This window comes from Stenotrophomonas sp. 22692 (assembly GCF_052045015.1).
GTDB lineage: Bacteria > Pseudomonadota > Gammaproteobacteria > Xanthomonadales > Xanthomonadaceae > Stenotrophomonas > Stenotrophomonas geniculata.
Map to the genome: position 1 here is coordinate 20,797 of NZ_JBQEMR010000008.1, position 22,950 is coordinate 43,746.

Consider the following 22,950-nt stretch of genomic DNA (forward strand, 5'->3'; position numbering starts at 1 on the left):
TCAAGCATCTGCTGATGCCGGTACGGCATGAGGTCGGTGCCGATCGGCCTGAACCCGAGCCGCGCCGACACGGCCGTACCGCCGCCCGCGCCCTACAATGGGCGCATGCAGATCGGCCCGTACACCATTGCCCCCAACGTCGTGCTGGCGCCCATGGCCGGCGTCACCGACAAGCCCTTCCGCCTGCTGTGCAAACGGTTGGGCGCGGGGCTGGCCGCCTCGGAAATGACCATCAGTGACCCGCGTTTCTGGAACACGCGCAAGTCGATCCACCGCATGGATCATGATGGCGAGCCGGCCCCGATCAGCGTGCAGATCGCCGGCACCGAGCCGCAGCAGCTGGCCGAGGCCGCACGCTACAACGTCGACCACGGCGCGCAGATCATCGACATCAACATGGGCTGCCCGGCCAAGAAGGTGTGCAACGCCTGGGCCGGCTCGGCGCTGATGCGTGACGAGCAGCTGGTGGCGCGCATCCTCGAGGCCGTGGTCAACGCGGTGGACGTTCCGGTCACCCTGAAGATCCGCACCGGGTGGGACTGCGACCATCGCAATGGCCCGGTGATCGCCCGCATCGCCGAGGACAGCGGCATCGCCGCGCTGGCGGTGCATGGCCGCACCCGCGACCAGCATTACACCGGCCAGGCCGAGTACGCCACGATCGGCGAGATCAAGGCCGCGCTGCGCATTCCGGTGATCGCCAACGGCGATATCGATTCGCCGCAGAAGGCGGCATACGTGCTGCAGCAGACCGGCGTGGACGCGGTGATGATCGGCCGCTCGGCACAGGGCCGGCCGTGGATCTTCCGCGAAGTGGCACACTTTCTGGCCACCGGCGAGGAACTGCCACCACCGTCGTTGGCGGAAGTGCGCGACATCCTGCTCGGCCACCTGCACGCACTGCATGCGTTCTATGGCGAGCCGCAGGGCGTGCGCATCGCGCGCAAGCACCTGGGCTGGTATGCCAAGGACCGGCCGGAGAATGCGGCCTTCCGCGCCGTGGTCAACCGAGCCGAAGACCCGCAGAGCCAGGTCGCGCTGACCACCGAGTACTTCGACCGCCTGATCGCCGGGGAACCGGCGTTGTCTTCGGCGGCCTGAGCCGCCAATCCTGCGTTTCCGGACAGTCGAGCCTGCTCGACGCTACAAGAGCCCGCCCCATGACCCCGCCGATCTCCTCCCCGACCTACCTGCACGGGTTCTCCGGCACCGAGCAGCAGCGCCTGATGACCCAGGCGCGCCTGCTGGAATCGAGCATCTTCGGCCAGATCGACTACAGCGGCGCGCGGCGCCTGCTGGAAGTCGGCAGCGGCGTGGGTGCGCAGACCGAGATCCTGCTGCGCCGCTTCCCCGAGCTGCACGTGACCGGTGTGGACCTGAGCGAGACCCAGCTGGCCACCGCGCGCGAGAACCTGGCGCGCACGCCGTGGTGCAGCGATCGCTACACCCTGCAGCAGGCTGACGCCGGCGAGCTCCCGTTCGAGGCACGCAGCTTCGACTCGGCGTTCCTGTGCTGGGTACTGGAGCACGTGCCGTCACCGGCGCGCGTGCTGAGCGAGGTGCGCCGGGTGCTGGCACCGGGTTCGCCGGTCTACATCACCGAGGTGATGAATGCCTCGTTCCTGCTCGACCCGTATTCGCCGCACATCTGGCGTTACTGGATGGCGTTCAACGATTTCCAGTACGACCACGGGGGCGACCCGTTCGTTGGCGCCAAGCTGGGCAACCTGCTGCTGGCCGGCGGCTTCCGCGACGTGCACACCGAGATCAAGACCATCCACCTGGACAACCGCGAACCGGCGCGGCGCAAGACGATGATCGCGTTCTGGGAGCAGCTGCTGCTGTCGGCCGCCGACCAACTGCTGCAGGCCGGCTCGGTGGACGAGGAAACCGTGGAAGGCATGCGTCGCGAGTTCCGCCTGGTGCAGAACGACCCGAATGCGGTGTTCTTCTATTCGTTCGTGCAGGGCCGCGCCACGGTGTATTGAGCCGACGCGGCACCAATGCTCCCGCATCCACGCATGGCGTGGATCTACTCGACAGCGCCGACTACGGGCGCATGCCAGATCCGCTGCCACATCGCCGCCAGCCGGCGCCCGGCATCAGCGCGCGCGGCGGGACTGCTGTAATCCGCCCGCAGCTGCTCGGGCGTGATTGGCCGCCACTGCCCGTCGACCTGCTCTGCCACGGCGAAGTTGAAGGTGTAGTCCGGCTCCAGGCCCATGCGCAGGTCGCTCAGCACCAGCCGGCCGTCCATCACCTGCGCACGCATGAAGCCACGGTTGAACCAGGTCAGCTGCTGCACCGCCGGGATGCCCCCTGCTTCACGCAGTGCCTGCACGTTGGACGCGTGGCCTTCGAACTGCATCGGCCCATGGTCGGCCACCAGCGAGCGGTCGCCCACCACATAGCCGTTCGGCGTCATCGCCACCACCCGCCACAGCAGGGTGTTGAACGGCATCGGCACCGAGAAGCGCGGGGCATCGCCCAGGCCCATCGCCGCCAGGCTCTGCTGGGCAGCACGGTCGACCTGGGCCTTGGCGATCAGGCCCCAGCCCAGATAGGCACTGCTGGCCAGCAACGCCACACCCAGCACCTTGCCAGCCCAGGGGCGGGCGCGGCCAAACCAGGCCAGCACGCAGCCCAGCAGCAGCCACACCGTGTAGCCGGGATCGATGATGAAGACGCTGGAGCCCATGGTCGGGTGTGGCCGCAACGGCCACCACAACTGGGTGCCGTAAACGGTGAATGCATCCAACAGCGGATGGGTGACCAGCGCCAGCTGGATCGCCCAGAACCAGCGCACCGGTGACTGCGCAACGCGGCCGTTGCCGAAGCGCTTGAACAGCCACCAGATCAGCGCTGCCACCCAGGGCAGCACCAGCAGCGAATGGCTGAAGCTGCGGTGCTCGATCATGTTCACCACGGGGTCGGCGGCGGTGAAGCCAAGCCACAGGGCATCGAGGTCCGGCAGGGTGCCGAGCGCGGCACCGGCCAACAGGGCCGCGCGGCGCTGGCCGGGCGGAGCGATGGCAGCGGCGACGGCGCCGCCGAGCACGATCTGGGTCAGGGAATCCATGGACCGATGCTAGCGGCTTGCGGGCGGTGCATGTAGAGCCGAGCCCATGCTCGGCTGCCGTTACACGCAATGAAGAGCAGCCAAGCATGGGCTCGGCTCTACAAGGGGACAGACGCGGGTTACGCCGCCTGCGAAAGGCGCGCGCCCGGCAGCTCCACCAGCGTCTGGCCGTTGTGGTCCAGCAGGCGCAGCGCGCCATCGTGGTCTTCGGCCAGCGCGGTCAGGCTTTCCACCCAGTCGCCGTCGTTCGCGTAGACCAGGCCATCGCGTTCAATCAACGCAGCGCGGTGGATGTGGCCACAGATGATGCCATCCAGTCCGCGACGGCGGACATCGTCCAGCCCGGCCTGCACGAAGCGTTCGATGTAGCGTTCGGCGGCGCCGCTGCGCTTCTTCAGGAATTCAGACAATGACCAGTAGCGCATCCCCAGCAGGCGCCGCACCGCGTTCAACGCCTGGTTGCCGGTCAGGATGCGGTAGTACAGCCAATCGCCGAATTTCTCCTGCAGGCCGCCGAAGTGGGTCACGCCGTCGTACTCGTCCCCATGCGCGACCAGCAGCCGGCGGCCATCGGCGGTCACGTGGATGGCGCGGCGGCGCACCTGCATCGCCGGCAGCATCAACCCGCAGACCTGGCGCAGCGAAGCATCGTGGTTGCCGGGGATGTAGACGATCTCGGTTCCGGCACGGCGCAACGCGTGCAGGGCCTGGATGACTTCGCTGTGTGACTGCCGCCAGTTGGCCCGGCGGTGCGCCATCCACCACAGGTCGATGATGTCGCCGACCAGATACAACCGTTCGCAGCGCAGCTGCGAGAGGAACCGTGCCAGCTCGGTGGCATGGCAGTGACGTGAACCCAGATGTACATCGGAGACGAACACTGCGCGCCGGTGCGGCGACAGGTTCGCCAGCGCGCTCATGCCGGCGTCCCCGCGTCGCGCAGGTAGCGTTTGCGCTTGTTCGGCCGGATCGCACACAGGTCCACTTCGATCAGGCCGTCGATCGAATCGCTGAAGTCCGGGTCGACACCGAAGGCGAGGAAGCGGGCACCACCGGGTTCACACAGATCGGTGTACTGGCGGTACAGCGTGGGTACGCCGGTACCGAGCGCAGCCAGGTTGGCCTTGAGCACCTCGAACGCGGCGCCTGCATCCAGCTCGCCGAAACTGGGCGGCGCGGCGAAGTACTGGAACGGGCGGTTCGATTCGACCAGGCCAGCAGTACCGCTGTAATAGCGCTGGTAGTACGCCACCAGCTGCTCGCGCGCATCGCGTGGCAGCGCCGCGCTGATCGACACGGCGCCGAACAGGTAGCGGATACCCGGCCGGCACTGCAGGTAGGCGCCGATGCCCTGCCACAGGTAATCCAGGCTGCGGCTGCCCCAGTAATCGGGCACCACGAAGCTGCGGCCCAGTTCCAGGCCCTCGGCGATGTGGGTGATGGCATCGTCGGAATAGCGGAACAGCGACGCACTGTAGAGCCCGGACAGGCCGTGCCGGGCCAGCGCATGGGCGCCGCGCATGATCCGGTACGCGCCGGCGATGCGCTGCGCGGCCGCGTCCCAGATCACGATGTGCTCGTACCGCAGGTCGTAGTCGTCCAGGTCGCGGCTGCGCCCGGTGCCCTCGCCCACCTGGCGGAACGTCAGTTCGCGCAGGCGGCCCAGCTCCAGCAGCAGCGGTGAATCAGCGGTACAGGTGGCCAGCAGGATCTGCTTGCCATCGGCGGTCTGGCCCAGCTGGGTCGCTGCGGCAATCCCTGCGGCGACCTGCGAGGGCGGGACCGGGGCAGCCAGCGGCTCCGGACCTGCGCAGGCAGCGGCATTACCGGCTGCGCCATTGCGGCCCAGCGCATAGAGCGCGCGGCGTACCGCCAGCAGCTGTGCGCCCGGGTCGCCGCCTTTGCCCAGCTGCATTGGCTCGCCGATGCTCAGGCGCAGCGGGCGGCCACGGCGGGTGAACATCTCGCGCGCCAGCAGCGCGGTGCCAGCCGGCTTGAACAGGGTCGAGGCGCCGTAGAACAGTGCCGAATTGCGTGCTTCCACGCGCACCGGCAGCACCGGCGCACCGGCGGCACGGGCAAAGCGGACGAACCCGCGCTGCCAGCGGCCATCGCGGATGCCGCGCAGCGACAGGCGCGAGACCTCACCCGCCGGGAACACGATCACGCACTGCTCGGCGGCCAGCGCCTCCTCCACCGCGTGCAGACTGCCGCGCTGGGCCTTGCCGCCAAGGATGCGCACCGGCAACAGCAGGTCCTGCAGTGGCGCGATGGCCCCCAACAGATCGTTGGCCACGATCCGCACGTCACGACGGATGCGGCCGACCGCGTCCAGCAGTGCGAGGGCGTCCAGCGCCCCCGAGGGGTGGTTGGCGACGATCAGCAGGCGGCCGGTGGCGGGAATCTTCGCCAGCGCGGCCGGATCCACCTGGTACTGGCCATCGATGAACTCCAGGGCGGCGGCGACGAAGCCGAATCCGCGCAATCCCGCACTGCGCTGCAGGAACGCTTCGATCTGGTCCAACCGCGACCAGCGGCCGACGCTGCGCAGCAACGGCCGCGCCAATTGGCCGCGACGGCCATGGAACCAATCGGGGAAACGTTGCTGGAGACGCTGTTCGAGTTCCTGCATGGCGGATCCACTGATGCCCGGCGGCCGGATTGGCCGACAGCCTGCGCCCGGCAGGCGGCAGCCAGATGGCGGTTTCGGGGCAGAACGATGACGGCCGGCCTGGCAGGGTCGCGGCCTGCGCGGTCCGGGGTTGGACAGCCCCGTCCGTCGTCACGCTGGTGGAACACTGGGCCTCGAGGCCGGACCCAATCCCGTCACGACGGCCCTTGCCAGGCCTACGCGGGCTTAACCACCGGCAACCGGTACCGGTTCACAATGCACAGGCGGCGCACCCCGTGTATCATTCGCGCCCATCTTTCCATCCGAATCAAGGGATATTACGCCTGATGTCCAGCTATCTCTTCACCTCCGAGTCGGTCTCCGAAGGCCATCCGGACAAGGTTGCCGACCAGATCTCCGATGCGGTGCTGGACGCGATCCTGACCCAGGACCAGCGCGCCCGCGTGGCCTGCGAGACCATGGTCAAGACCGGTGTTGCCATCGTGGCCGGTGAAATCACCACCAGCGCCTGGATCGACCTGGAAGCACTGACCCGCAAGGTCATCACGGACATCGGCTACGACAGCTCCGACGTCGGCTTCGACGGCGCCACCTGCGGCGTGCTGAACCTGATCGGCAAGCAGTCGCCGCACATCGCCCAGGGCGTGGACCGCAAGAAGCCGGAAGAAATGGGCGCTGGCGACCAGGGCCTGATGTTCGGCTATGCCACCAACGAGACCGACAGCTACATGCCGGCCGCGATCCACCTGTCGCACCGCCTGGTCGAGCAGCAGGCCAAGATCCGCAAGAAGAAGAACTCGCCGCTGTCGTGGCTGCGCCCGGACGCCAAGAGCCAGGTCACCCTGCGCTATGAAAACGGCGTGGTCTCGGCCATCGACGCCGTGGTCCTGTCGACCCAGCATGCCCCGGGCATCAAGCAGAAGGACCTCATCGAGGCCGTCCGCGAAGAAATCATCAAGCCGGTGCTGCCGGCGAAGTGGCTGCACAAGGGCACCAAGTTCCACATCAACCCGACCGGCAAGTTCGAGATCGGTGGCCCGGTGGGCGACTGCGGCCTGACCGGCCGCAAGATCATCGTCGACACCTACGGCGGCTGGGCCCGTCACGGTGGTGGCGCCTTCTCCGGCAAGGACCCGTCCAAGGTCGACCGTTCGGCAGCCTACGCGGCCCGCTACGTCGCCAAGAACGTGGTTGCCGCCGGCCTGGCCGACCGTTGCGAAGTGCAGGTCTCCTACGCCATCGGCGTGGCTGAGCCGACCTCGATCTCGGTCACCACCTTCGGCACCGGCAAGATCAGCGACGACAAGATCGAGAAGCTGATCCGCAAGCACTTCGACCTGCGCCCGTACGGCATCATCAAGATGCTGGACCTGGTGCACCCGATGTACCAGCAGACCGCGGCCTATGGTCACTTCGGCCGCAAGCCGAAGGAGTTCAGCTACCTCAACGGCGAAGGCGAGACCGTCAACGCCACGGCCTTCTCCTGGGAGAAGACCGATCGCGCCGCCGCCCTGCGCGCCGATGCGAAGCTGAAGTAAGAAGCACGAAGGGCCGCTCACGCGGCCCTTCTGCTTTCTGTAGAGCCGAGCCCATGCTCGGCTTTCTTTTTCCTGCGACAAGAGCAGCCGAGCATGGGCTCGGCTCTACAAGAGCTACGCCACGCCGATACAATCGCCCCATGTCGACCGAACTGAAAACCCACCAGCTGTCCATGACCGTGCTGATGTCGCCGGAAATGGCCAATTTCTCCGGCAAGGTCCACGGTGGCGCGATCCTGCGGCTGCTCGACCAGGTCGCCTATGCCTGTGCCAGCCGCTACGCCGGCAGCTACGTGGTCACCCTGTCGGTCGACCAGGTGATGTTCCGCCAGCCGATCGCGGTGGGCGAGCTGGTCACCTTCCTGGCCTCGGTGAACCATACCGGTACCTCGTCGATGGAAATCGGCATCAAGGTGGTGGCCGAGGACATCCTCAAGCGCAGCGTGCGCCACGCCAACAGCTGCTTCTTCACGATGGTGGCGGTGGACGAGGAAGGCCGGCCGACGCCGGTACCGCCACTGCAACCGGCCACCTCCGACGAGAAGCGCCGCCAGGCCGCCGCACAGATCCGCCGCCAGCTGCGCCAGGAAATGGAACAGCGGCACCTGGAACTGCTGGCGTCGAATCCGCCGTCGCCGGAGGAGTGAGGGTGTGCGGGGCACGCCCCGCACCCACCGAGGCAGGTAGCGCCGGGCCATGCCCGGCGGATACGCATCACCCGGTGTTCTGCACGCCCTGCGAAACACCGTTCACGCACGCCACGAGCGCGCGCAGCAGATCGTCATCCTCGCGTCCGCTGGCCCGCCAACGCTGCAGCAGATCCACCTGCAGCACGCTGATCGGATCGACGTAGGGATTGCGCAGGCGGATCGACAGCGCCAGCCGCGCATCGTGGTCCAGCAGCGTCTGCTGGTCCATCAACGCCAGCAGCCAGTGCCGGGTGAGTTCCAGTTCACGCTGCACCTGCGGGAAGAAACGCCCATGCAGGTCGCCCGACAACAGCGAGAACTGCTCGGCGATGGTGATATCGCCCTTGGACAGCACCATCGCGATGTCGTCCAGGAAGGTGCGGAAGAACGGCCAGTCACGCGCCATATCGCGCAGGGTCTGTTCGTGGCCGGCATCGACCGCCGCCTGCAGGCCACTGCCCACGCCGTACCAGCCGGGGATGACCGCGCGTGCCTGGCTCCAGGCGAACACCCAGGGAATCGCGCGCAGGTTGCCCAGTGCCGCGTCCTGGCCGAGCCGACGCGAAGGACGCGACCCCAGCGTCATCCGCTCGATCACGTCGATGGGTGTGGCGGTACGGAAGTAGTCCATGAAGCCGGCCTGGCCAACGAACGCGCGATACACCTCGCTGCTGGCCGAGGCCACCGCGTCCATCACCGGCCGCCACTCATCCTCGCGGGGCTCGGCGGCACGCGGGCGCAGGCTGGCGCGCAGCACTGCACCGGCGGCCTGTTCCAGCGAGCGCAGGGCCAGCGCGCGGATGCCGTATTTGCGATGGATCACCTCGCCCTGCTCGGTCACCCGCAGGCGGCCATCGATGCTGCCGCGCGGCGACGCATCGACCGCGTGCGTGGTCTTGCCACCGCCACGGCTGATCGAACCGCCACGGCCATGGAAGAAGGTCAGGCGGATGCCGGCCTCGGCCGCCACCTCCAGCAGTTCCACCTGCGCGCGCTGCAGGCCCCAGCGCGAGGCGGCGATGCCACCGTCCTTGCTGCTGTCCGAGTAGCCGAGCATCACCATCTGCACGTCGCCGCGCGCGCGCAGATGGGCGCGGTAGACCGGGTCGGCCAGCAGGTCACGCAGGGTCGCGGTGCCGCGCTTGAGGTCATCCACGGTCTCGAACAGTGGCGCGATGTCGAGCGGCACCGCACCGCCCTCCTCTACCAAACCGCCACGGCGTGCCAGCGCCAGCACCGCCAGCACATCGCTGCGGTCGTGTGCCATCGAGATGATGTAGCTGCCCAGTGCATCGCTGCCATGCCGCGCGCGCGCATCGGCCAGTGCAGCGAACACCGCATCCAGCCGCTGGTTGCCCTCGTCATCGCCATTGGGCAGCGTGTCTTCCCCGCTGGCATGCCGGCCCAGCAGGCGCGCACGGCCCAGCGCATCCAGCGCCTGCCAGCTTTCTTCGCCGCCCAGCACCGCAGCCAGTGCGCGCGCATGCACGCTCGATTCCTGGCGCACATCCAACCGCGCCAGATGGAAGCCGAAGGTCTTCACCCGCCACAGCAGGCGCTGCACGGCGAAGCCGCCTGCATGTTCGCCGCGATTGGCGCGCAGGCTGTCGAGGATCAGCTGCAGGTCGTCGATCAGTTCGGCGGGGCCGGCGTAGGCGCCCCTGCCATCATCCAGCGTCGCCTGCAGGCGTGCGCGCATGCGGTCATTGAGCAGGCGGTACGGCATGTCGGCATGACGCGGGCGCGACTGCACCTGCGGCAGCAGCTGCTGGTACTGCGCCACGCGTGCCTGCAGCGAATCACTCACACCCACCCGCTCGGTAGACTGGCTGAGCAGGCTGGCCAGCTGCAGCAGTTCCTTCTGGTAGCGCCCCAGCACTGCCTGCCGCTGCGCATCCAGCGTGTTGCGGATGGTGGTGGCATCCACATTCGGATTGCCATCCATGTCGCCACCTACCCACGTGCCGAAACGCAGCAGGCGCGGCAGCGGCAGCTCCTCGCCGTAGGTATCGCGCAGTGCCTGCTGCAGCGATTCGTACAGCACCGGAATCACGCGGTACAGCACCTGCACCAGATAGAAACCGACGTGCTCGCGTTCGTCATCCACGGTGGGCCGCACCGGCGAGGAGTCGGTGGTCTGCCACGAGGCCGTCAGCGCCATGCGGAAGCGCGCGGCGTCGGCCGCGGCCTCACCTGGCGTGCGCTGGCCGTCGAGGTTGTCGACCAGGCTGGCCACCATCAGCTGCTCTTTTTCCAGCAGCGCGCGGCGCACCGCCTCGGTTGGGTGCGCGGTGAACACCGGTTCGATGTCGATGCGCGGGAGCCACTGCGCGAGTTCGTCCAGGCCCACGCCCTGCGCCTTCAGGTGCTGCAGCGCGTCCTGCAGGCCATCAGGCTGTGCACCTGCGGTACCGGCGCGCTGATAGTCACGGCGACGGCGGATGCGATGCACGCGCTCGGCGATGTTGACCACCTGGAAGTACGTGCTGAACGCACGCACCATGGTTTCGGCCTGCTGCGGCGTGCGCCCGGCCAGGCCATCGGCCAGCTCCGACAATGGAGCTTGATTCTCGCGGCGGGCGATGGCGCGGGTGCGCACGTCTTCGACGTCGTCGAGAAACGCGGCGGACACCTGTTCAACCAGCAGGTCACCGACCAGCGCGCCGAGCCGGCGCACGTCATCGCGAAGCGGAAGATCGGGAGAAGCAAACTCGATGCTGCTGCGGTACTCGTTCATCGGCGACGCACAGGCCTCGGTCAACGGATCCAGGCCCCAAGCCTAAACCAGAACGGGCGTCGTGCTGCGATGCAAAAATGGTTTCATCTGCACGTATCCATGACGGACGCAGCCGAGCATGGGCTCGGCTCTACAAGCGTCGTGGCGCGTGACACCGTGTAGCGCCCGAGCCCATGCTCGGGCGGCGGCGCAGCCGCACAGGCGGCCCCGTTGCGGGGGCCGCCGTCACACTAGTCAGCGCTTCTTCTTCGCCTTGCCCTGCTCGGCCGGGCCGATGGTCTGTTCCAGCCAGCGCTCGCTTTCGGCCAGCATGGTCATGATCGATTCGCGTGCGCGGTAGGCGTGCGATTCGTTGGGCAGCATCACCAGCCGCGCGGTGCCACCCAGGCCCTTCACCGCGGCGAACATGCGCTCGCTCTGGATCGGGAAGGTGCCAGAGTTGTTGTCGTCCACGCCGTGGATGAACAGGATCGGGTCCTTGATCTTGTCGGCATAATTGAACGGCGCCATCTTCTGGTAGACGTCCTGCGCCTGCCAGTAGTTGCGTTCCTCGGCCTGGAAACCGAACGGGGTGAGCGTGCGGTTGTAGGCACCGCTGCGCGCGATGCCGGCCTTGAACAGGCGGGTGTGCGCCAGCAGGTTGGCGGTCATGAACGCACCGTAGGAATGGCCACCGATGGCGATGTGCTCGCGATCGGTCACGCCACGACGCACCACTTCATCCACCGCGGCCTGCGCGTTGGCCACCAGCTGCTCGATGTAGGTGTCGTTCGGCTCCTTGTCGCCCTCACCGATGATCGGCATCGACGGGCTGGCCAGCACCACATAGCCCTTGGCCAGGAACGCCTGCGGGCCCCAGTAGCTGACCGCATTGAAGCGGTACGGCGAATCGGTCACCTGGCTGGCCGCCGCCGCGCTCTTGAACTCACCCGGGTAGGCCCACATCAGCAGCGGACGCGGACCATCGCGCTTCGGGTCGTAACCCGGCGGCAGCAGCAGGGTCGCGGTCAGGTCGACGCCATCCTTGCGCTTGTAGCGGATCTGCTCCTTCTGCACGCCCTTCAGCTGCGGCAGCGGATGGGCGAAATGGGTCAGCGCGCGCGGTGCGGCACCGGCATCGGCCAGCGACTGCACGTAGAAGTTGGCCGGCTCATCCGGGCTTTCACGGCTCAGCAGCAGCGAGCTGCCTTGGTCGTCCAGCAGCGCCACTGGCGCGGCGTAGCTGGGCGCCTGCGAGTGGAACAGGCGGGTGGCCTTGCCCGTGGAGATGTCGAAGCGGTCCACGAACGGGCGGTCGCCCTCCGGCGATGCACCGGCACCGGCCAGGTACAGGCTGCTGCCATCGGCGGTGGTCTGCAGCAGCGAGCGCCCGCGGTCGTCGCTGGACAACAGCGGACGGCCCGGATCGGAATAGCGGTCCTGCGCGTCACGATCCCACAGCAGGCGCGGCTCGGCACCTGCATTGTCCGGGGCAATCAGCCAGGTCCTGGTCTTGCGCGTCTTCCACCACGACTCGGTCAGCAGGGCCAGGTCGCCACGGCCCCAGTTGATACCCACCAGACGGCTGCCGAGCTGGGCCAGGGTCACCGGCGGCTTGTCGAACGGCGCGGCCTGCATCAGCACCGCATCGCGCATCTTGGCCTCCCGGTTCGGATCACCACCGTCCTGTGCCTCGGCCCAGACCAGGGTGGCATCGGCATCACCCCGCCAGCTGATGTCGCGCACGCCGGTCACTTCGGCGTCGTTGCCGGTCGGCAGGCCTTCCACCAGCGGACGCACGGCCACGGTGTGCACCAGCTTGCCGCTGGCACGGTCGATCACTTCGATGCGGCGCGGGAAACTGCTCACCGGCACCACGTAGGAGTACGGGCGCTGCACCGGCTGGCGCAGCACGAAGCGGCCATCCGGCGACACTGCAAAGCCCATGAAGATGCCGGCCGCGCCGATCGCGCGGGTGCTGCCATCCAGGCTGACTTCCATCGGCTGGGTGGTGGCGTAGTAATCGAACTGGCGGGCGTCGGCCTCGTTCTTCAGCAGGTCCTGGTAGGTACGGATCGACACCACGCCGCCGCCCTGGCGGGTCTGCTGCACGGCCGGGCCGGTCGGAATGCCGTCGGCGGCAGGGGCCGCACCGAGGCTGGCAGGGCGGGTGAACACCACCAGGCCGCGGCTGTCCGGCAGCCACTGGTAGCCGCTGCCGATCACCGTGTTCAGGCCGGCAACCAGACGGCGGGCACTGCCACCGGCCACGTCCACCAGCCACAGTTCATTGGCGCCACTGGCGGCATCGACCTGGTTGAAGGCCAGCCACTTCTGGTCCGGCGACCACATCACACTGGCGATCGACAGCTTGGCCGGCAGGCCGCTGATCTGCCGTTCCTTGCCGTCGGCAACGTTCATCAGCCACAGCTTCTCGCCGAAGCTGAAGCGGCTGTCGGAGAACGTGCGCGGGTTGATACGCAGGCCGGCCAGCTTCAGTTCCGGCTGCGCCACCACCTGGATCGACGGCAGCGACGGCATCTGCATCATCGCGGCCACGTCGCGGCGTGGCGACAGGTACAACGAGGGCGCACGGGGCGCGTCCACCACCGCCTGCAGCGCGGCCGACGGCAGTTCGTAGCCGTTGACGCCCTGGGCCTGTGCGGCCACAGGCTGCGGCGCTGCCGCCCAGGCCAGCGGGGCCACCGCCAGCAGTCCCATCGACAGGACCAGGCCGGTCCAGCGCCGTGTGCGGCGCGCGTGCATGCTCATCGTTCCACCTGTGTGATGCGTGAAAACACCGACCTTAACAGTCTGTGCACGCGATCCCATCTGCCGATGGTTGGGTCGTTCCGATGTCATGCCGGGGCCGCGATATACTGGGCGTTCTCCCCTGCCGAGGGGCGCTGCGACCGGATCCCATGAGGCCCGGCCAGGCTCGGTAAGGTGGCTTTGTAACAACGGCGCCCGGCTAGATGCGAGCACCCGCTCGTCCACAACCGGAGCACACGAATGAACGCTGTTGCCAAGACCTTCTCCACCGAAGGTGATTACAAGATCCGCGATATCACGCTGGCCGACTGGGGCCGCAAGGAACTGGACATCGCCGAGCACGAAATGCCGGGCCTGATGTCGATCCGTCGCAAGCATGCCGCCAGCCTGCCGCTGAAGGGCGTGCGCGTGACCGGCTCGCTGCACATGACCATCCAGACCGCGGTGCTGATCGAGACCCTGAAGGACATCGGCGCCGACGTGCGTTGGGCCTCGTGCAACATCTTCTCGACCCAGGACCACGCTGCCGCGGCCATCGCCGCCACCGGCACCCCGGTGTTCGCCTGGAAGGGCGAGACCCTGGAAGAGTACTGGGACTGCACTCTGGACGCGCTGACCTTCACCCTGGCCGACGGCACCCTGACCGGCCCGGAGCTGGTGGTCGACGATGGCGGTGACGTGACCCTGCTGATCCACAAGGGCTACGAGCTGGAAAACGGCAGCGACTGGGTCAACACCGCGTCCTCCTCGCACGAAGAACAGGTCATCAAGAACCTGCTCAAGCGCGTCGCCAAGGAGCGCCCGGGTTACTGGGGCCGCGTGGTCAAGGACTGGAAGGGCGTCTCCGAAGAGACCACCACCGGCGTGCACCGCCTGTACCAGCTGGCCCAGGCCGGCACCCTGCTGATCCCGGCGATCAACGTCAACGACTCGGTCACCAAGAGCAAGTTCGACAACCTGTACGGCTGCCGCGAGTCGCTGGCCGATGGCCTGAAGCGCGCGATGGACGTGATGCTGGCCGGCAAGGTGGCCGTAGTCTGCGGCTACGGTGACGTGGGCAAGGGCTGCGCCGCCTCGCTGCGTGCCTATGGCGCGCGCGTGATCGTCACCGAGATTGACCCGATCTGCGCCCTGCAGGCGGCGATGGAAGGCTATGAGGTCAACACCATCGAATCGACCCTGGGCCGTGCCGACCTGTACGTCACCACCACCGGCAACAGGGACATCATCCGCATCGAGCACCTGAGCGCGATGAAGGACCAGGCCATCGTCTGCAACATCGGCCACTTCGACAACGAGATCCAGGTCGATGCGCTGGTGTCGTTCGCCGGCATCAAGCACGTCAACATCAAGCCGCAGGTGGACAAGTACATCTTCCCGAACGGCAACGCGATCTTCCTGCTGGCCGAAGGCCGCCTGGTGAACCTGGGCTGCGCCACCGGCCACCCGAGCTTCGTGATGTCCAACAGCTTCGCCAACCAGACCCTGGCACAGATCGACCTGTGGGCGAACAAGGACAGCTACGAGAAGAAGGTCTACCTGCTGCCGAAGAAGCTGGACGAAGAAGTGGCACGCCTGCACCTGGAAAAGATCGGCGTGAAGCTGACCACCCTGAGCCAGGAACAGGCCGACTACATCGGCGTGCCGGTGGAAGGCCCGTTCAAGCCGGACCACTACCGCTACTGATGCAGCGCCCCGGGGTCGGATCCCTTTCCGCAGGAAAGGGCTCTGACCCCAGCAACGGATGCAGACAGAACGGGCGCCTTCGGGTGCCCGTTCCGCCGCTGGACACCAGCGCTACGCGATCTCCAACGCGACAGAAATATTGAGAGAAGACGGCCATGATCATCCCTCCGCGAGAACTTATCCCCCTTATTAGAATGGGAAAGATAATTCAGAATCTCGACAGCAGAGAGCTTTACGAACCAGAGGGTGTTGGTTTTGACCTAAGACTTAAGTCACTCTCCACACTAGATAAATCAAACGGCCGCCTCAGCGTAAAGCAAAGAAGAACACCTGACAGTCACGAGACTCATCCCATCGGAAAAATTCTAAAGATTGATCCAGGAATCGTTTATCTCGCAAGGACAACCGAAGAGTTCTTACTACCTGACGATCTGGCAGCCACCTTCACACTAAGGAGTACGCTGTTTCGAAGCGGCGTAATGATGGGCTCCGGTGTGACGCCACCTGGCTACAGAGGGCCAATGACCTTCTCACTGTTCAACCAACATTCGTGCGCATTCGAAATCGAGATCGGGGCTCGCTTTGCACATGTAGTTTTCCACCGTGTAATGGGAGAAGTTACGAGATATCGTGGCCAATGGAATCACGGAAGAACTAGTCAGCCCGAGGACGAGGATCAAATCTGATGACAGTCGTAAAAATCTCTGGAAACACGACGAAGTGCAAAGAGGATTTCTGGAGGTTCGCCTCATCCATTGACAGCCGCATATATGCGGATGCTGACCCGCAAAGAATCGAAGAATTCTCCATTGAGATCACCCTTGGAGACGGCTGGAATGACAGATACTCACCCCACGACAGTCGAATGTGGTCGATAGACCAGGATATTACGATCGGCCCACAAGGATCTATCGTAGTTGAGGCAGCCGAAGAGCTAATCATTCCGAACAACAGATATGGAATAGTATTGCCGACGGGCAGTCTATTCCTAACCAAGGGACTACTAATTGCGCCAGCGAAGGTTGAACCAGCCTTTTCCGGAAAGCTTAAGTTGCGCATTTACAACACAACTCAGAATAGAACCAAAATAGCAAAAGGAGAAAAAATAGGTTCTGTAATATTTTTTGCAACAGAATCAACAAAGCATCACAATGCCATCCACAGGAACAGCACGATTTCAGAAAGACCCATCTCAAGAATCAACAAAATCATTAAGTGGTCATCCACCAATAGAAATCAAATAATAAGCTGGTTAATCCAACTTGCTTGCAGCTCGCTCGCCGTTTACGCACTAACAACGCTTACGAAATCACCCGACCCCCAAAACACCAACATCAAGGGCGCAGCAAGCAAATGATCTGCATTGAAGCCAACTTGAAATCACTAGTAAATCAGAAAGAGATTTGCAGAGATAATCTGGTTGATAAATTTTCCATACAAATCGAACTCGGCGAGAAATTCTACAGACCACTTGGAGGCGGACCCGCAAGCATTGTCTATGGATCCCACCCAAATTCCTCGACACTATTCTCCGAACTAAAGACAGCGGAACAGAACATTGACATAGCTCCTGGCGAACAGATACTTGCATGCAGCAAAGACATTTATCGAATCCCCTTGAATCACCTTGGAATCGTTCAAACAAAGGGAACGCTAGCACGACTATTCGTCCAAGCCACATGCAATGACGGGCAAATTGAGCCTGGATTTCACGGCCACATAACATTGGAAATCGTCAATCTTTCCCCATGGAAAATTTCCTTGCCAGTTGGCTCTCAAGTGGCTCAGATGTATCTCATCAAGTGCAGCACACCATCAGAGCATGGCTATAAAGGCCGCTATGCAGAATCGTCGCTGAAAGGACCTACACTTCCATTATTTCCGCGAGGAAATGAGTCGTAATTAATTTCACGATCAAATAATTTAAGAGCGAAAGCATCCTTCGCATCGGATCATCAAAGAACCAAACAGATACATAGATTTCTCGCACGGACGAACCTTAGTATCCGCACCAATCTTCGCACTCTCGTCAACGCCAATCCAACTCAGCCAGCCTCAGTAGAGTGTTATTTCAGAGAGAGAACTCAGTAGCCTCGGTCAAGGCAATCCTATTTCTGCGCGCTACGATGCCCCCATGACACCGGCCATCAACCTGCTCAAGCGCGAGAAGATCGCCCACACCGTGCGCAGCTACGTGCACGACGCCCACGCCGAATCGTATGGCGGCGAAGCCGTCGACAAGCTGGGCCTCGATCCGGCCCAGGTGTTCAAGACCCTGCTGGCCAGCACCGAGGCACACGAACTGCTGGTGGCGATCGTGCCGGTGGCCGGCCAGCTGGACTTGAAGGCATTGGCCGAAGCGGCCGGCTGCAAGAAGTGCGAGATGGCCGCCGCCGACGCCGCACAGCGCGCGACGGGTTACCTGGTCGGTGGCATCAGCCCGCTCGGGCAGAAGAAGCGCCTGCGCACCTTCCTGGACGCCAGCGCGCAGGCATTGCCCGCGCTGCATGTCAGCGCCGGTCGCCGCGGCCTGGAAGTGGAACTGGCGCCGGCTGACCTGCTGCGCCTCACCGCCGGCCACTACGCTGCCATCGGCAAGTCACGCTGATGCGCTGGCCGTGGTCTGCAGCGCCGATTCCCCGGCTCGACGATGCACAGGCCGATGTGCTGCTGCAGGGCCTGTTGTCGCGCGACGCAACGCGCATCACCGATGCCGCACGCACCGTCGCCCGATTGTTCACCCCCGCATCCCTGGAGGCGTTGAGCGCGCATGTGGATACGATTGAACGCAGCTGCCAGGGCGTCGCCCTTGGCGGCATGCTGATCAGCAACCAGGCTCACCTCAAGGCGGCCCTGCAACGGCTGCGCTACTGGCAGGCGCGCGAAGGCTGCCTGTGTGCGCTCTACCCTTCCTATGTGTTCTTCAGCCCCGAGCCGCTGCTGGAACAAGGTCACGTGCAGCTGCGTGCACGGGGCGAAGCGGAGGATGGCTGGGGCGAATGCTACCGGCTGACGTGCACCTGCTGCGCGCGGCAATGGAGCGCGACCGAGCGCGAGTACCACTACCGCTGGTGGGAGTGGAAGGCCGAGCCCGCCCTGCAGATGCCCTAGTTGAGCTTGAACGTGACCGTTCCGCGTATCAGGCTCATGTCTGGCGCCTTGCCCGCCGCTTCACGCTCATAACGCCAGTCGCGCGCGTGCTTGAGCGCCGCCGCATCGAGCAGTGGGTACCCACTGGACCGGGACAGGATGATCGCCTGGGTCTTGCCTTGTGCATCCAGCAGCAGCATCAGCTCGACACCGCCCTGCTGGGCTTCGCGCATGGCGGCCGCGGGATACGCCGGGACCGACGAGAGCCGCCGCTGGTGCCAGCCTCCTTCCCGGGCAATCAACGGCGTGCTGGAAGAGAGCGGGCAACGGGCAGGCATCTGCAGGTCGAAGCCCCCAGCCCCTTGCGAAGGCCGGGTGGTGGCTGGCCCACCACAGGCAATCGCCGACACGCTCTGGAGCAATGACTGCTGACGCGAAAGCGCTGCTGCGTCATCCGCTTCCACATGGAACGTGCAACGCCCCGAGGTTGCCTGAGCCTGCAGTGACCCCACGCCCGCGTCGCGGATCTGCGTCACGTCGGACAGGGCCCCACAGGCAGCGCCTGCATCGTACTTTGCTGCCGAGCTTTCACTTGCGGCCAACAGGCCTGCGGCGACCCATGCAAACGGCATCCAACGTCGAACATCCATCCCTGTGCTCCCTGCGTTGATTCACCGCCATGGTAGCGCTCCACTGCCGTCACCCTGTTCACATGCCGGCTGTCCGGCCACAGCGTCGGCTCAGGGCCGCCAGTTGGCGTTGTTCTCCCAGAACTCCACCGAGCGCCGGTAGGCCTCCCGGTCCAGCGGTACACCGGAACCGCCCTCCTCCACGCCCAGCGCATTGCGCATCATCGTGATCGGCGCCATCGGCACCTCTTCCGGTTCGGCGGTGTAGATGCAGCCGACGATGCCCCAGTCGGCCTCGATCGGTGAACCTTCCCTCGCCAGCTGCCCGGCGCTGTACAGGATCACCACCAGGTAGTTCGCGCGCGGGGACTCCACACCCTCGAACCAGCGCACCAGTACCGGCAGTTCCTCACGGTTGCGCGCTTCGTAGCCGCTGCGCAGCAGATGGCGGTTGGCCTCGGTGACCGGCACCGTCAGGCAGCGCGTGCTGGTCCAGTTCTCGTAGACGAACAACTTGCAGAACGGCGCGTAGCCGTCGAGCACCTTCAGCGGTGCGTGCGCATTGAGGTGTGCCTCGAACTGCTCGGCAGTGCAGTCCTGGATGGTGTTGCCGCGCGGCACGCGCGGGAACAGGCGGGGACGGGCGAAATCGGTCAGGACGATGGACATGGCAGGGCGTGATCAGGAGTTCCACCGCACAGGGTAACCGCCCCGGAGCCAGGCCGGGCCAGATGCCGATGGTCACTGGTGCCCGTGTCCGGCTTGCAGCACCCTGCGGACGACCCAATGCAAGGATTGCCGGCTCATGGATGCAGCACGCGCGTTGCCCCGTTCCGCCCACCGTCGGCGATGGCCGATCGTTCTGGCCATCCTCCTGCTGGCGCCGCCATTGCTGTTCGCCGCCGCTCTGCTCTGGCCGCTGTCGGCACCGCCGTTGCCCGAGCCGGGCAACAGCCGCGTGATCGTCAACGCGCGGGTGGTGGACGTCGCGCGTGGCCAGGTCAGCGCCCCCACCACAGTGACAGTGCGCGACGGCACGATCACTGCCATTGGCAAAGCTCCACGGGACACCACATTGCCGGTGCTCGATGCCGGTGGCCGCTGGCTGGTGCCCGGCTTCTGGGACATGCATACCCATGCACTGCAGCTGTCACCGCAACTGCAGTTCGCACTGATGCTGGCCAATGGCATTACCGGCACCCGCGACATGATGGACTGCCCGCAGGCTACCGACCCGCTGATCGCCTGCGTGGCTGACAAGCGCCGCTGGACTGCACAGGCCATCGCAGGGCAACAGGTCGCACCCCGCTTCGTGCAGATCGCCAGCTTCTATTTCGAGGATCCATCACTCTCGCCAGAGGCTGCCGCATTGCGGGCGCACGCGTACAGCGCCCGTGGCGTCGACGCGTTGAAGGTCTACAACAAGCTGCGTGCGGATACCTACCAGCGGCTGGCCACCGAGGCACGGCAGCTGCACCGTCCACTGGTCGGCCACCTGCCCAGGGCTGTGCCTCTGGAAGACGCGGTGCAGGCAGGCCAGCGAAGCTTCGAACACGCCCATCTGTTCGTGCGCCACTGCTTCGACAACGCGGCGGCATGGCGCGGTGGCGCGCTTGACGGCGAAGACCCGACTGGACTGGCCGAACGCATGGTGGCCAGCTATCAGCCCGCGCTCTGCAGCAAAGCGTTCGGTTTGATGCAGGCCAGTGCTGCAGCATTCGTGCCAACGCATGTCACCCGCGAAGAAGATGCACGTGCACGCGACCCCGCCTTCGTCAACGATCCGCGCTTGGCCTATCTGGACCCGCTCTCACGCTGGGCGTGGCGTGATGACCTGCAGGCCACCGTGGCGCGCTATCCCGGCCGACGCGGCGAAGACGCACTGAAGACCTACTTCGAGCATGGGTTGGCACTGACCGGTGCGGCGCATCGTGCCGGCGTGACCGTGCTGGTCGGCACCGATACCGGATTGGGCGGCTTCCGCTACCACGATGAACTGCAGTGGCTGCGGCACGCTGGCCTGAGCCAGGCCGACGTGCTGCGCGCAGCCACGCTGCAGGCCGCGCGTCATCTGCAGTTGCAGGCATCGCATGGCAGCGTCGAAGTCGGCAAAGCCGCAGACCTGGTGCTGCTTGATGGCAACCCGCTGCACGACACCGCCAATACCCGTCGCGTGCATGCGGTACTGCTGGCCGGCCACCTCTATGACCGCCCGCGGCTGGATGCGCTGCTGGCCTATGCGCGCGGGCAGGCACGCTCACCCGCCGTAATGGCACGCCTGCTGTGGGGCTTCATCACCAGCCCGGTCAGTGCCGAGCTGTAGCGGCAGCTACAACGCCATCCGCTCGCGCAGTTCACGTGCCTGCCGCCGCGACACTTCCACCTCACTGCCATCATCCAGCGTCAGCTCGTAACCATCGGCAATGCTGGGCGTTACGCCACGGATGCGGCGCAGGTTGACCAGGGTATTGCGGTTGGCACGGAAGAACAGATCCTGCGGCAGGCGTGCTTCCAACGCGCTCAGGCTGCGGGTCAGCAAGGCGTTCTGGTCGCGGAACCACAGCCGCGTGTAGTTGCCATCCACCACCAGCCGTCGGATCTCGGAGACCGCCACGAACCAGCAGCGTTCTCCCTCGCGCACGAACACCTGGTCCTGCGCGCCCAGTGTGCTGCGCGGCTCCCGCGTTTCGCCCGCCACCACCTCGCGCTGGCGCGCCCGCTCCAGCGCCTCCAGCAAGCGTGGCGCCTCGACAGGCTTCACCAGATAATCCAGCGCATTGGCCTGGAACGCGCGCACGGCGTAGGTGTCGTAGGCGGTGACGAACACCACTGCAGGCACCGTCTCCAGGCCGTCCAGCACATCGAACCCACTGCCGGAAGGCATCTGCACATCCAGCAGTACCAGGTCCGGCGCCAGCGTGGCGATCGCCTCGCGCGCGGCAGGCACATCGTCGGCCTCACCCACGCACTGCACCCAGGGCAGCGCCGACAACAGCGTGCGCAGCTCCTGCCGCGCCAGCCGCGCATCATCAACGATCAACACACGCAGCGTGGCACTCATTGTGGAATCTCCAGCAGGGCCTGCATGCGGTCGCCGACCGGTTGCAGGGTGAAACGGCCGCGCGAACCGAGCTGCGCACGCAGGTAGGCCAGGCCGACGCCATGCCCGTCGGCAGGCTCGCTGGCGCTGCCCAGCGGGTTGTCCACCTGCAGTCGCAATACATCGCCGTCCAGCGTGGCCTGGATCTGTACCTCGCCACCAGCGGGGCGGCTGGCAATACCGTGCTTGATCGCATTCTCCACCAGCAGCTGCAGCGCCATCGCCGGCAACTGCGCCTGCAGGGCGTCAGCATCGATGCGCCGAGCTACCTGCAGGCGCTGCTCGAAGTGGATGGCCTCGATCGCCAGATAGTCGTCCACCACCGCCAGTTCTTCGGCCAGCGTGACCTGCTCACTGCGGTTGTGCGCCAGCGCCTGGCGCAGTGTGCGCGACAGGCGCGTGACCATGTCGCGGGCGCGCTCGGGGTCTTCCAGGATCAGCGCGCGCAGGTTGTTCAGCGCATTGAACATGAAGTGCGGGTTGAGCCGTGCGCGCAGTGCATCGCGCTCCAGTGCGCTGCGTTCGGCTTCGGCTCGCAGCCGGGCCAGTTCACTGTGGCGCGCCCGGCGCAGACCGTGCAGGCCGGCCCACAGGCCGGTCCACATCAGCAGGAACAGCGCGGTGTTCATCCAGTACACCAACAGCGAAGACCATCGGTAATCCGCGTGGCCACCGGGCAGCTGCACCCAGCCCAGTGCCAGCGCCGGCAGCAGCAGCGCCGCCGTCATCGCCTGTGCGACGCTGGCACCGGCCACCACACCGGCGGCCAGTTTCAACACCAGGCTGCCCAGGCTCCCCTCCCACCAGCGCTGGCGCAGCGCCACCGCGCGCAGCATGCCACTGCACAGCCACAGGCAGGCGGCCACGCTGACGGTGATCAACACGATGCCGCTGAACACCACGCCGCCGCCGATCCGCATCCCCGCCCACAGCCCGTACATCGCATAACCCGCCCATGCCAGTGCATTGAGCGTCCAGAAGCGGCGGGATGAGGTAGTGGCGTCCATGCGGGCTCTCGG

The 22,950-nt window shown here is 65.6% G+C and carries 20 protein-coding genes and 1 riboswitch; of the genes, 11 read left to right on the forward strand and 9 right to left on the reverse strand.

Annotated elements, in window-relative coordinates:
• Positions 1-105: 105 nt before the first annotated feature.
• Both dusB and ACTJJM_RS09025 read left to right on the forward strand, forming a co-directional pair.
• On the forward strand, positions 106-1,101 hold the full coding sequence (dusB, locus tag ACTJJM_RS09020) for a tRNA dihydrouridine synthase DusB (protein WP_049453467.1): 996 nt from the start codon (positions 106-108) through the stop codon (positions 1,099-1,101).
• Between the two features lie 59 nt (positions 1,102-1,160).
• A complete protein-coding gene (locus ACTJJM_RS09025; protein ID WP_005415318.1) occupies positions 1,161-1,988 on the forward strand; it encodes a class I SAM-dependent methyltransferase in 828 nt (275 codons plus the stop codon).
• 44 nt (positions 1,989-2,032) lie between these two features.
• On the opposite strand, the gene ACTJJM_RS09030 is transcribed toward ACTJJM_RS09025, so the two are convergent.
• From ACTJJM_RS09030 to ACTJJM_RS09040, 3 genes are all read right to left on the reverse strand, one after another.
• Positions 2,033-3,079, reverse strand: a complete 1,047-nt coding sequence (locus tag ACTJJM_RS09030) for a metal-dependent hydrolase (RefSeq protein ID WP_440865408.1) — start codon at positions 3,077-3,079, stop codon at positions 2,033-2,035.
• A 119-nt stretch (positions 3,080-3,198) separates the two neighbouring features.
• Positions 3,199-3,999, reverse strand: coding sequence for a UDP-2,3-diacylglucosamine diphosphatase (locus ACTJJM_RS09035; RefSeq protein WP_019338088.1), 801 nt, complete (start codon positions 3,997-3,999; stop codon positions 3,199-3,201).
• Positions 3,996-5,711: a lysophospholipid acyltransferase family protein gene (locus ACTJJM_RS09040; protein WP_440865409.1), complete on the reverse strand. Its 1,716-nt coding sequence runs from the start codon at positions 5,709-5,711 to the stop codon at positions 3,996-3,998. The genes ACTJJM_RS09035 and ACTJJM_RS09040 overlap by 4 nt, the downstream gene beginning before the upstream one ends.
• A 326-nt stretch (positions 5,712-6,037) precedes the next feature.
• On the opposite strand from ACTJJM_RS09040, the gene metK reads away from it, so the two are divergent.
• Entirely contained in the window at positions 6,038-7,249 is a 1,212-nt protein-coding gene (gene metK, locus ACTJJM_RS09045; protein ID WP_010481882.1) for a methionine adenosyltransferase, read from the forward strand.
• 140 nt (positions 7,250-7,389) lie between these two features.
• The gene (locus ACTJJM_RS09050) at positions 7,390-7,896 is read left to right on the forward strand and encodes an acyl-CoA thioesterase (RefSeq protein ID WP_010481883.1); all 507 of its coding nucleotides are present in this window, start codon (positions 7,390-7,392) and stop codon (positions 7,894-7,896) included.
• Between the two features lie 67 nt (positions 7,897-7,963).
• Here the strand turns inward: ACTJJM_RS09050 and ppc are convergent, their stop codons facing one another.
• Positions 7,964-10,675, reverse strand: a complete 2,712-nt coding sequence (gene ppc / locus ACTJJM_RS09055) for a phosphoenolpyruvate carboxylase (protein WP_440865410.1) — start codon at positions 10,673-10,675, stop codon at positions 7,964-7,966.
• 234 nt (positions 10,676-10,909) lie between these two features.
• Positions 10,910-13,426, reverse strand: coding sequence for a S9 family peptidase (locus ACTJJM_RS09060; RefSeq protein WP_440865411.1), 2,517 nt, complete (start codon positions 13,424-13,426; stop codon positions 10,910-10,912).
• Positions 13,427-13,546: 120 nt separating this feature from the next.
• Positions 13,547-13,630, forward strand: a riboswitch (S-adenosyl-L-homocysteine riboswitch).
• A gap of 36 nt (positions 13,631-13,666) precedes the next feature.
• Here ACTJJM_RS09060 and ahcY point away from each other — a divergent pair.
• The 6 genes from ahcY to ACTJJM_RS09090 all read left to right on the forward strand — a co-directional run bounded on the left by ahcY (position 13,667) and on the right by ACTJJM_RS09090 (position 18,223).
• Positions 13,667-15,112, forward strand: coding sequence for an adenosylhomocysteinase (gene ahcY, locus ACTJJM_RS09065; protein ID WP_440865412.1), 1,446 nt, complete (start codon positions 13,667-13,669; stop codon positions 15,110-15,112).
• 155 nt (positions 15,113-15,267) lie between these two features.
• Positions 15,268-15,798, forward strand: coding sequence for a dCTP deaminase (locus tag ACTJJM_RS09070; protein WP_440865413.1), 531 nt, complete (start codon positions 15,268-15,270; stop codon positions 15,796-15,798).
• On the forward strand, positions 15,798-16,469 hold the full coding sequence (locus ACTJJM_RS09075) for a dCTP deaminase domain-containing protein (protein ID WP_440865414.1): 672 nt from the start codon (positions 15,798-15,800) through the stop codon (positions 16,467-16,469). The genes ACTJJM_RS09070 and ACTJJM_RS09075 overlap by 1 nt, the downstream gene beginning before the upstream one ends.
• Entirely contained in the window at positions 16,466-17,014 is a 549-nt protein-coding gene (locus tag ACTJJM_RS09080) for a dCTP deaminase (protein ID WP_440865415.1), read from the forward strand. The genes ACTJJM_RS09075 and ACTJJM_RS09080 overlap by 4 nt, the downstream gene beginning before the upstream one ends.
• Positions 17,015-17,246: 232 nt before the next feature.
• The gene (gene ybaK / locus ACTJJM_RS09085) at positions 17,247-17,720 is read left to right on the forward strand and encodes a Cys-tRNA(Pro) deacylase (protein WP_019338083.1); all 474 of its coding nucleotides are present in this window, start codon (positions 17,247-17,249) and stop codon (positions 17,718-17,720) included.
• The gene (locus ACTJJM_RS09090) at positions 17,720-18,223 is read left to right on the forward strand and encodes a hypothetical protein (protein WP_049482050.1); all 504 of its coding nucleotides are present in this window, start codon (positions 17,720-17,722) and stop codon (positions 18,221-18,223) included. The genes ybaK and ACTJJM_RS09090 overlap by 1 nt, the downstream gene beginning before the upstream one ends.
• On the opposite strand, the gene ACTJJM_RS09095 is transcribed toward ACTJJM_RS09090, so the two are convergent.
• The gene (locus ACTJJM_RS09095; protein ID WP_100050077.1) at positions 18,220-18,852 is read right to left on the reverse strand and encodes a TonB family protein; all 633 of its coding nucleotides are present in this window, start codon (positions 18,850-18,852) and stop codon (positions 18,220-18,222) included. The genes ACTJJM_RS09090 and ACTJJM_RS09095 overlap by 4 nt on opposite strands.
• Before the next feature lie 90 nt (positions 18,853-18,942).
• On the reverse strand, positions 18,943-19,500 hold the full coding sequence (locus ACTJJM_RS09100) for a DUF3228 family protein (protein ID WP_043397983.1): 558 nt from the start codon (positions 19,498-19,500) through the stop codon (positions 18,943-18,945).
• Positions 19,501-19,636: 136 nt separating this feature from the next.
• Between ACTJJM_RS09100 and ACTJJM_RS09105 the strand changes: the two genes are divergently transcribed.
• On the forward strand, positions 19,637-21,154 hold the full coding sequence (locus ACTJJM_RS09105) for an amidohydrolase family protein (RefSeq protein ID WP_049453434.1): 1,518 nt from the start codon (positions 19,637-19,639) through the stop codon (positions 21,152-21,154).
• A 6-nt stretch (positions 21,155-21,160) separates the two neighbouring features.
• Here ACTJJM_RS09105 and ACTJJM_RS09110 read toward each other — a convergent pair whose 3' ends face one another.
• Complete coding sequence (locus tag ACTJJM_RS09110; RefSeq protein ID WP_043397977.1) at positions 21,161-21,892, reverse strand: LytR/AlgR family response regulator transcription factor; 732 nt, start codon at positions 21,890-21,892, stop codon at positions 21,161-21,163.
• Entirely contained in the window at positions 21,889-22,938 is a 1,050-nt protein-coding gene (locus tag ACTJJM_RS09115; protein ID WP_440865416.1) for a sensor histidine kinase, read from the reverse strand. The genes ACTJJM_RS09110 and ACTJJM_RS09115 overlap by 4 nt, the downstream gene beginning before the upstream one ends.
• Between the last annotated feature and the right edge of the window lie 12 nt (positions 22,939-22,950).